The sequence below is a fragment of the Streptomyces sp. UH6 genome (assembly GCF_013421635.1).
GTDB lineage: Bacteria > Actinomycetota > Actinomycetes > Streptomycetales > Streptomycetaceae > Streptomyces > Streptomyces abyssomicinicus.
The window spans coordinates 1-6,710 of sequence record NZ_JACADT010000250.1 but is presented as its reverse complement, the minus strand read 5'-3'; the positions used below and the strand labels follow the sequence as shown (position 1 = coordinate 6,710).

Sequence of the window (6,710 nt, the reverse complement as noted above, 5' to 3'; positions counted from 1 at the left end):
GCCACCGCCAACCGGCTGGCCAACTTCGACGACGCCAACCTGCGCCGGTCGGCCCGTGCCGCGGTGGCGGCGGGGGCCCGGGTGCAGCGGGCGCTGGAGATCCTGGCCGAGGAGGTGCCCGAGCACCTCGCGGCGGCCGGCCGGCTGCGCATGGAGCACAAGCAGGCCTCGCTGGAGGAGCTGGGAGCGCTCGCTGACCCGCCGCTCACCAAGGACGCGGTGGCCGGCCGTATCCGCCGCCTGCTCGCGATGGCGGACAAGCGTGCGGCCGACCTCGGAATCCCTGGCACTGACGCCGGTCTGACCGAGGAACTGGCGGACAACCTGGCTGGTTGACGCTCGATCAAAAGGCTGTTGGGGGGCGCGGAACCACACCGCGCCCCCCTCGTCATTTGTGCAGGTGGGCGCACGGAAGAGCATGATCCGTCCGGCTACCGGTGGGTAAGCCGCGCCCTGCCGGGTATGGGCCATCTCAATGTCACTTCCGGGCCGCGCGAGCGGTAGGGTCGGAGACGGTCGGGGACAACTCATGCAGCTCGCCGGGCGGCCGCTTTGCCGTACCGGCGCACAACAAGGAGATGGGTTCGTGACGATCCGCGTAGGCATCAACGGCTTCGGCCGCATCGGTCGCAACTACTTCCGGGCTCTGCTCGACCAGGGTGCGGACGTCGAAGTCGTGGCTGTCAACGACCTTGGTGACACCGCGACCACCGCACACCTGCTGAAGTACGACACCGTCCTGGGCCGCCTGGCCGAGGAGGTCACCCACACCGAGGACTCCATCACGGTCGGCGGGAAGACCGTCAAGGTCCTCTCCGAGCGCAACCCGGCGGACATCCCCTGGGGCGAGCTCGGCGTCGACATCGTCATCGAGTCGACCGGCATCTTCACCAAGCGCGAGGCCGCCGCCCAGCACCTCGCCGGCGGCGCCAAGAAGGTGCTGATCTCCGCCCCCGCCAAGGGCGAGGACCTCACCGTGGTGATGGGCGTCAACCAGGACCAGTACGACCCGGAGAAGCACCACGTCATCTCCAACGCCTCGTGCACCACCAACTGTGTGGCGCCGATGGCGAAGGTCCTCGACGAGAACTTCGGCATCGTCAAGGGCCTGATGACGACGGTGCACGCCTACACCAACGACCAGCGCATCCTGGACTTCCCGCACTCGGACCTGCGCCGGGCCCGGGCCGCGGCGGTGAACATCATTCCGACCACGACGGGCGCGGCGAAGGCGACCGCCCTGGTCCTCCCGCAGCTCAAGGGCAAGCTGGACGGCATGGCCATGCGCGTCCCGGTGCCCACCGGCTCGGTCACCGACCTGGTCGTGGAGCTCTCCCGCGAGACCACCAAGGAAGAGGTCAACGCGGTCTTCCAGAAGGCCGCCGAGGGCCCCCTGAAGGGCATCGTGGTCTTCACCGAGGACCCGATCGTCTCCTCCGACATCGTCTCCACGCCGGCCTCCTGCACGTTCGACTCCTCCCTGACCATGGTTCAGGAGGGCAAGTCCGTGAAGGTGATCGGCTGGTATGACAACGAGTGGGGCTACTCCCACCGTCTCGTCGACCTGACGGTCTTCGTCGGCAACCAGCTCTGAGTCGAGCCATAACCTATAGATCCACCGATGTGAGAGCAGGGCTTGGACGGCGCAGCGAGGCGCCGTCCGGGCCCTGCTCCATGTCTGAATCAGCTCAGTCGATTCTGCTCAGTCGATTCAGCTCAGTCACCGAGGAGTCCCTGCATGAAGACGATCGACGAACTGCTCGCCGAGGGAGTGGACGGCAGGCGCGTGTTCGTCCGCGCCGACCTCAACGTGCCGCTCGCGGAAGGCCGGATCACCGACGACGGGCGCATCCGGGCCGTGCTGCCGACCGTGAAGGCGCTCGCCGAGGCCGGCGCCAAGGTGGTCGTCGCCTCGCACCTGGGCCGGCCCAAGGGCGCGCCGGACCCCGCCTTCACCCTGCGCCCGGCCGCCGAGCGGCTGGGTGAGCTGCTGGACGCACCGGTGGCCTTCGCCGAGGACACCGTCGGCCCCGCCGCCCGGGAGACGGTCCAGGGCCTCCGGGCGGGCCAGGTCGCCGTGATCGAGAACCTCCGGTTCAACGCGGGCGAGACCTCCAAGGACGACGCCGAGCGCGGCGCCTTCGCCGACGAACTCGCCGCCCTCGCGGACGTGTACGTCGGCGACGGCTTCGGCGCGGTGCACCGCAAGCACGCGTCGGTGTACGACCTGCCGGCCCGTCTGCCGCACTACGCCGGCTACCTGATCGCCGCCGAGGTCACGGTCCTCAAGAAGCTCACCGACGAGGTCGCCCGCCCCTACGCGGTGGTGCTCGGCGGCGCCAAGGTCTCCGACAAGCTCGCCGTGATCGACCGGCTGCTGGGCAAGGCCGACCGCATCCTGATCGGAGGCGGCATGGCCTTCACCTTCCTCAAGGCCAAGGGCTACGAGGTCGGCACCTCCCTCCTGCAGGAGGACCAGCTCGTCACCGTCACCGAGTACATGGAGCGCGCCGAGAAGAGCGGCGTCGAGATCGTGCTGCCGGTCGACGCGCTCGTCACCCCGCAGTTCCCGGACCTGAGGACCAAGGCCCCCGCGAACCCCGACACCGTCGACGCCGACGCCATGCCGGCCGACCAGGCGGGCATGGACATCGGCCCGCGCAGCGGCGAGCTCTACGCCGAGAAGCTCGCCGACGCCGCCACCGTCTTCTGGAACGGCCCCATGGGCGTGTTCGAACACCCCGACTTCGCGCAGGGCACCCGCGCCGTCGCGCAGGCGCTCACCGAGTCCAAGGGCTTCACCGTGGTGGGCGGCGGAGACTCCGCCGCCGCGGTCCGTACGCTTGGCTTCGACGAGAACGCTTTCGGCCACATCTCGACCGGCGGCGGCGCCTCCCTCGAATACCTCGAGGGCAAGACGCTCCCCGGCCTCGCCGCACTGGAGGACTGACCCGATGACCACCCGTACGCCGCTGATGGCGGGCAACTGGAAGATGAACCTCAACCACCTCGAGGCCATCGCCCACGTCCAGAAGCTCGCCTTCGCCCTGGCGGAGAAGGACTACGAGGCCGTCGAGGTCGCCGTGCTGCCGCCGTTCACGGACCTGCGCTCCGTGCAGACGCTGGTCGACGGCGACAAGCTCAAGGTCAAGTACGGCGCCCAGGACGTGTCCGCGCACGACTCCGGCGCCTACACCGGCGAGATCTCGGGCGCGATGCTGGCCAAGCTCAAGTGCGCCTTCGTGGCCGTCGGCCACTCCGAGCGCCGCCAGTACCACAACGAGACCGACGAGATCGTCAACGCCAAGGTCAAGGCCGCCTTCAAGCACGAGCTGACGCCGATCCTGTGCGTCGGCGAGGAGCTCGAGGTCCGCCAGGCCGGCCGCCACGTCGAGCACACGCTCGCCCAGGTCGAGGGCGGCCTCAAGGACGTCCCGGCCGAGCAGGCCGAGACCGTCGTCGTCGCCTACGAGCCGGTCTGGGCCATCGGCACCGGCCAGGTCTGCGGCGCCGACGACGCCCAGGAGGTCTGCGGGGCGATCCGCGGCAAGCTCGCCGAGCTGTACTCCCAGGACGTCGCCGACAAGATCCGCATCCAGTACGGCGGCTCCGTGAAGTCCGGGAACGTCGCCGAGATCATGTCCAAGCCGGACATCGACGGCGCCCTGATCGGCGGTGCCTCGCTGGACGTCGAGGAGTTCGTGAAGATCGTCCGGTTCCGCGACCAGTGACCGGGCGTGCCCGGTGGGTGATGCCGACCGGGAGTGAGTAGGCGGCGAGGACGATTCGTCGTACCCTTGCGGGGTCCGGTGTCCTGACCAGCGTGTCGCACGAGACGCGTGAGGTCGCCAGGGGTGCCGGGCCCCCGTCGTCCCATCCGAATCCGAGGAAGTTGGTCCAGCTGTGGTTATGGGGTTCCAGATCGCCCTGATCGTCTTCAGCGCGTTGCTGATGCTGCTGGTGCTGATGCACAAGGGCAAGGGCGGCGGCCTCTCCGACATGTTCGGTGGCGGCATGCAGTCGTCCGTCGGCGGCTCCTCGGTCGCCGAGCGCAACCTTGACCGGATCACCGTGGTCGTCGGCATCCTGTGGGTCATCTCCATCGTGGTGCTCGCCATCATCACGAAGACCCCGGGCGCCAGCTGACCGGAAATCGACGCCGATCGACCGTCGTCGGCCGAAAGGCTGAGGGAAGACGGCTTCGATCCGGATCCACTCCACGCGCAAGGCCCCATGACGGGTGCGCCTCCTGGGAGGCGGCCTATCATGGGGCCTGCGTCTGTTCGGGAACCGCAACTGAGGTCACTGGACGCGCGTTGGGCCCTACGTAGACTGTCCGGGCCTACTGAGGGCGCTCGCGGCGAAGCGCTGCGCCGACCAGCTTCGCGGCACCATCACGCAGGGAGTTACGACCGTGGCAAGTGGCAACGCGATCCGAGGAAGTCGGGTCGGGGCGGGGCCGATGGGCGAGGCCGAGCGCGGTGAGTCCGCGCCCAGGCTGCGCATCTCCTTCTGGTGCTCCAACGGGCACGAGACCCAGCCGAGTTTCGCGAGTGACGCACAGGTCCCCGACACCTGGGACTGTCCGCGCTGCGGCTTCCCGGCCGGGCAGGACAGGGACAACCCGCCGGACCCGCCGCGCACCGAGCCGTACAAGACCCACCTCGCCTACGTGCGGGAGCGGCGCAGCGACGCCGACGGCGAGGCGATCCTCGCCGAGGCGCTGGCCAAGCTGCGCGGCGAGATCTGACCGGACGTCAACGGCCGGGCGCCGAACGGGCGTCCGGCCGTTCCGTCGTGCCCGCAGCCATCTGAACCGGGCGTGATCCGCCGTCCGTCGTCCGCGATTTCGGCCTGTGGACAAACGCGCCATGTCAGGACCGATCAACTAGGTTGGCAGAGGCCGCCGCACGGGTACGCGGCCCGACATCCACAGGTAGCTCGCAGGTACGACAGCTCGCAGGCACGCAAGCTCGCAGGCACGAAAGAGGGCAGAGTCGATGAACGCAGAGAGCCGTCCGAGGCTCAACCGGCTGCCGGAGTGGAACGCTCTGGCCAAGCACCACGAGGCGCTCGGCGAGGTGCGGTTGCGGGAGCTGTTCGACGCGGAGCCGGACCGCGGCTCGGCGTACACCCTGCGGGTGGGCGACCTCCACATCGACTACTCCAAGCACCTCGTCACCGACGAGACGCTGCGGCTGCTGCGCGACCTGGCCGCCGCCCGCGACGTCTTCGGTCTGCGGGACGCCATGTTCCGCGGCGAGAAGATCAACATCACCGAGGACCGGGCCGTCCTGCACACCGCGCTGCGCGCCCCGCGCGACGCCTCGGTCGAGGTGGACGGCGCGAACGTGGTGCCGGCGGTGCACACCGTCCTGGACAAGATGGCCGACTTCGCCGACCGGGTCCGCTCCGGCGGCTGGACCGGCCACACCGGCAGGCGGATCCGCACCGTCGTCAACATCGGCATCGGCGGCTCCGACCTCGGCCCCGCGATGGCCTACGAGGTGCTGCGCGCCTACACCGACCGCTCGCTGACTTTCCGGTTCGTCTCCAACGTCGACGGCGCCGACCTGCACGAGGCGCTGCAGGGACTGGACGCGGAGGAGACGCTGTTCATCGTCGCCTCGAAGACGTTCACCACCATCGAGACGGTGACCAACGCGAAGTCGGCGCGCGCGTGGCTGCTCGGGCAGCTGGGTGCCGGGCAGGAGGCGGTGGCCAAGCACTTCGTGGCGCTGTCCACCAACGCCGGCAAGGTCGCCGAGTTCGGCATCGACACCGAGAACATGTTCGCGTTCTGGGACTGGGTCGGCGGCCGCTACTCCTACGACTCGGCGATCGGCCTCTCCCTGATGATCGCCATCGGTCCGGACCGCTTCCGCGAGATGCTGGACGGCTTCCACCTGGTCGACGAGCACTTCCGCACCGCCCCGCCGGAGGAGAACGCGCCGCTGCTGCTGGGCCTGCTGGGCATCTGGTACAACAACTTCCACGACGCCCAGTCGCACGCGGTGCTGCCCTACAGCCACTACCTGTCGAAGTTCACGGCGTACCTCCAGCAGCTCGACATGGAGTCCAACGGCAAGTACGTGGCCCGCGACGGCCGGCCGGTGGAGTGGCAGACCGGACCGGTGGTCTGGGGCACGCCCGGCACCAACGGGCAGCACGCCTACTACCAGTTGATCCACCAGGGCACCAAGCTGATCCCCGCCGACTTCATCGGCTTCGCCCGTCCGGTCGACGGCCTGAGCCCCGAACTCGAGGCGCAGCACGACCTGTTGATGGCCAACTTCTTCGCGCAGACCCAGGCGCTGGCCTTCGGCAAGACGCCGGAGGAGGTGCGCGAGGAGGGTGTCGCCGAGGAACTGGTGCCGCACCGCACGTTCCTGGGGAACCACCCGACGACCACGATCCTCGCCGAGGCGCTCACGCCGTCCGTGCTGGGGCAGTTGGTGGCGCTGTACGAGCACAAGGTGTTCGTGCAGGGCGCGGTGTGGGACATCGACTCCTTCGACCAGTGGGGCGTCGAGCTGGGCAAGGTCCTCGCCAAGCGCGTGGAGCCGGCCCTCACGGAGGGCGCGGACGTGCCGGGCCTGGACGGGTCCACCAAGGCGCTGGTCGCCACGTACCGCGAGCTGCGGGGGCGCTGAGCCCCGGCTCGGGTGAGGCCCCGGCTCGGGTGAGGCCCGTGCGGACGCGCGGGGCCC

Annotated in this window: 7 protein-coding genes; all 7 read left to right on the top strand. The window is 69.5% G+C overall.

All coding sequences use genetic code 11. From position 1 onward, the window contains the following. Positions 1-336, top strand: a 336-nt coding sequence (gene whiA, locus HW445_RS14415) for a DNA-binding protein WhiA (RefSeq protein WP_180221422.1), incomplete at its 5' end; no start/stop codon positions are given. A gap of 250 nt (positions 337-586) precedes the next feature. Then, positions 587-1,594, top strand: coding sequence for a type I glyceraldehyde-3-phosphate dehydrogenase (gene gap, locus HW445_RS14410; protein ID WP_180221421.1), 1,008 nt, complete (start codon positions 587-589; stop codon positions 1,592-1,594). A 144-nt stretch (positions 1,595-1,738) separates the two neighbouring features. After that, positions 1,739-2,950 carry a phosphoglycerate kinase gene (locus HW445_RS14405; protein WP_180221420.1) on the top strand — a complete coding sequence of 404 codons (1,212 nt, stop codon included), beginning with the start codon at positions 1,739-1,741 and terminating at the stop codon, positions 2,948-2,950. 4 nt (positions 2,951-2,954) lie between these two features. Continuing rightward, entirely contained in the window at positions 2,955-3,731 is a 777-nt protein-coding gene (tpiA, locus tag HW445_RS14400; protein ID WP_180221419.1) for a triose-phosphate isomerase, read from the top strand. 178 nt (positions 3,732-3,909) lie between these two features. Further along, positions 3,910-4,146 (top strand): preprotein translocase subunit SecG, encoded by a 237-nt coding sequence (gene secG / locus HW445_RS14395; protein ID WP_174887152.1) that lies wholly within the window; start codon positions 3,910-3,912, stop codon positions 4,144-4,146. A 268-nt stretch (positions 4,147-4,414) separates the two neighbouring features. Continuing rightward, positions 4,415-4,750: an RNA polymerase-binding protein RbpA gene (locus HW445_RS14390; RefSeq protein ID WP_003957010.1), complete on the top strand. Its 336-nt coding sequence runs from the start codon at positions 4,415-4,417 to the stop codon at positions 4,748-4,750. A 250-nt stretch (positions 4,751-5,000) separates the two neighbouring features. Then, on the top strand, positions 5,001-6,653 hold the full coding sequence (gene pgi / locus HW445_RS14385; RefSeq protein ID WP_180221418.1) for a glucose-6-phosphate isomerase: 1,653 nt from the start codon (positions 5,001-5,003) through the stop codon (positions 6,651-6,653). Positions 6,654-6,710: the final 57 nt, after the last annotated feature.

Excerpts from the sequence above, each read along its gene's own strand:
- HW445_RS14405 (WP_180221420.1), top strand. The coding sequence starts at position 1,739 with ATGAAGACGATCGACGAACTGCTCGCCGAGGGAGTGGACGGCAGGCGC.
- tpiA (WP_180221419.1), top strand. The coding sequence starts at position 2,955 with ATGACCACCCGTACGCCGCTGATGGCGGGCAACTGGAAGATGAACCTC.
- secG (WP_174887152.1), top strand. The coding sequence starts at position 3,910 with ATGGGGTTCCAGATCGCCCTGATCGTCTTCAGCGCGTTGCTGATGCTG.
- pgi (WP_180221418.1), top strand. The coding sequence starts at position 5,001 with ATGAACGCAGAGAGCCGTCCGAGGCTCAACCGGCTGCCGGAGTGGAAC.